General features: G+C 27.4%; 2 protein-coding genes. Both read left to right on the plus strand.

The window, feature by feature from the left end; genetic code table 11:
* Positions 1–87: 87 nt before the first annotated feature.
* Positions 88–687, plus strand: coding sequence for an anaerobic ribonucleoside-triphosphate reductase activating protein (locus tag ACMUOV_RS05420; protein WP_413854089.1), 600 nt, complete (start codon positions 88–90; stop codon positions 685–687).
* A 460-nt stretch (positions 688–1,147) separates the two neighbouring features.
* The coding region (locus ACMUOV_RS05425; RefSeq protein WP_413854090.1) for a type I restriction-modification system subunit M at positions 1,148–2,403 on the plus strand (1,256 nt) is incomplete at its 3' end.

A 2,403-nucleotide genomic window follows, 5' to 3' on the forward strand; every position in this document is an offset into this window, starting at 1 on the left:
GATAGAAATATCCTCTTCTTTTATGTCTCAAAGATATAAAGCAATTTTAGTCTGTATATCCATACATCAAAATACGGAGTATTTTTTATGAAAATAGGCGGATTACAAAAATTTTCATTTATAGATTTTCCAAATAAAACTTCAGCTATTGTTTTTACACAAGGTTGTAATTTTAGATGTTCTTATTGTCATAATCCTGAACTGGTTTATCCTAATATGTATCGGGAATCTATACAGGAAGAACAAGTTTTTGCTTTCCTTGAAAGCAGAAAAAATCAGTTGGATGCCGTTGTAATAACAGGGGGCGAACCGACATTACAACCGGATTTAATTAACTTTATAAAAAAAGTTAAGTCTATGGGCTTTTTGGGAAAACTTGATACTAACGGTTCTAATCCGCAAATATTGGAACAAATTATAAATCAAAAGTTGGTAGATTTTATTGCTATGGATATAAAAGCAACTTTTGATAAATACAATTTAGTTTGTTGTGTTGCGGTTGATACTTTTTCAATAAAACAAAGTATAAATTTAATTAAGAATTCAGGTATAAGTTTTTTATTCAGAACAACTTACGATAAAACCAAATTGTTTGATAAAGATATACAAACAATGACAAATTTCATCAATAGTGACACTCATTATAAAATACAAAAGTGTAATCCGGTGAATTTTGTATTACAATAAAATTATCTGAAATTTTTATAATAACAAAAAATAAATTTATAATTATGATTTTATGCTGTAAATTATAGCTTTGTAAAAATAAAAGGTGTATTTGTAAAATTTGTCATACATTTTTCTATTTATATAAATCATATCATAATAAAAACATATTGCGATTTACATTTTTTTATATTTAAATTTAAATATAGTTTTATTAAAGTAAACTTCAGTTTGAGATTTCTTTAAAATCATTATAAATTATGTGATTTTCTTTTGTTAATTGAATAAGCATATAAAATTAAATAATAAAAAAGTAAAAAAATGCTTTACGACATTGTCTAAATAGTTTAATATAATAATCCGTATATGAATTTAATTTTATCACTTAAATAAGCCATTTTTACTTTGACTTGTAGGTTAAATTTGGTAAAATTAAAAAGTATCAGTTTCTATTTTCACAGCATACACAAAAGGAGTATCTATGAGTTTAACTTCAAATGTAAATGAAAAAGCAAATCTAATATGGGCTATTGCAGATAAACTTACAGGTGTTTATAAACCGCACGAATACGGAAAAGTTATTTTACCTTTTACCGTTATTAGAAGATTTGATTGTATATTAGCTAAAACAAAACAAGCTGTTTTAGAAAAAAATGAATTTATGCTTAACGAAATGCCTATGAAATCAGATTTTTTGAAAAAAACATCAGGCTATGCCTTTTATAATATAAGTAAATACACTTTTGAAACTTTACTTGACGATGCAAATAACATTGAAGCTAATTTTAGAAACTATATAAATGGTTTTTCCGAAAATGTTAAACAGATTATAGAAAAGTTTAAATTTGATAATGAAATACAAACATTAGCAGATAAAAACTTGTTGTATATTGTTATACAAGAATTTACTACACCGAAAGCAGATTTACATCCCGACAAAATTTCTAATTTGGAAATGGGATATATCTTTGAAGAAATAATCAGAAAATTTTCCGAAGCTCATAATGAAGATGCAGGGCAACATTATACACCAAGAGAAGTTATAGAACTTATGGTAAATATACTATTTACTAACGATAACGATGTTTTAACTAAAAATGTTGCAAAAACAATTTATGACCCTGCTTGTGGTACGGGTGGAATGCTTTCCGTTGCAGAAGATTATTTGAAAAAATTAAATAGTTCAGCTACATTACTTCCTTTCGGACAGGAAATTAATGATGAAACTTTTGCAATATGTAAAGCAGATATGCTTATTAAAGGTAACGATGCCGACAAAATAAAAAATGGTAACACATTATCCGATGATAAGTTCAAAAACGAACAGTTTGATTATATATTATCTAATCCACCTTTCGGAAGAGAATGGAAAAACGATAAAAAAGCTGTAGAAAAAGAAGCTGCTTTAGGAGCTGGTGGAAGGTTCGGTGCAGGGTTACCATCTGTAGGTGACGGACAAATGTTATTTTTACAAACCGCAATTGCTAAAATGAAAGATAAAAGCCAAGGCGGTAGTAAAGTTGCTATTATTCATAACGGTTCACCGTTATTTACGGGTGATGCAGGTTCAGGACCTTCAGATATTAGAAGATATATTTTAGAAAACGATTTGCTGGAAGCAATAATTGCATTACCAAACGATATTTTTTATAACACGGGAATAGCAACATATGTTTGGGTATTAAAAAACAAAAAAGAGAAAAGGAGACAAGGTAAAGTTCAACTTATAAATGCAAA

It is taken from the genome of Candidatus Ruminimicrobium bovinum, from assembly GCF_902760015.1.
Lineage (GTDB): Bacteria > Elusimicrobiota > Endomicrobiia > Endomicrobiales > Endomicrobiaceae > Ruminimicrobium > Ruminimicrobium bovinum.

What these genes read in the sequence shown, in the direction of transcription:
- ACMUOV_RS05420 (WP_413854089.1), top strand. Translation starts at nt 88, where the DNA reads ATGAAAATAGGCGGATTACAAAAATTTTCATTTATAGATTTTCCAAAT.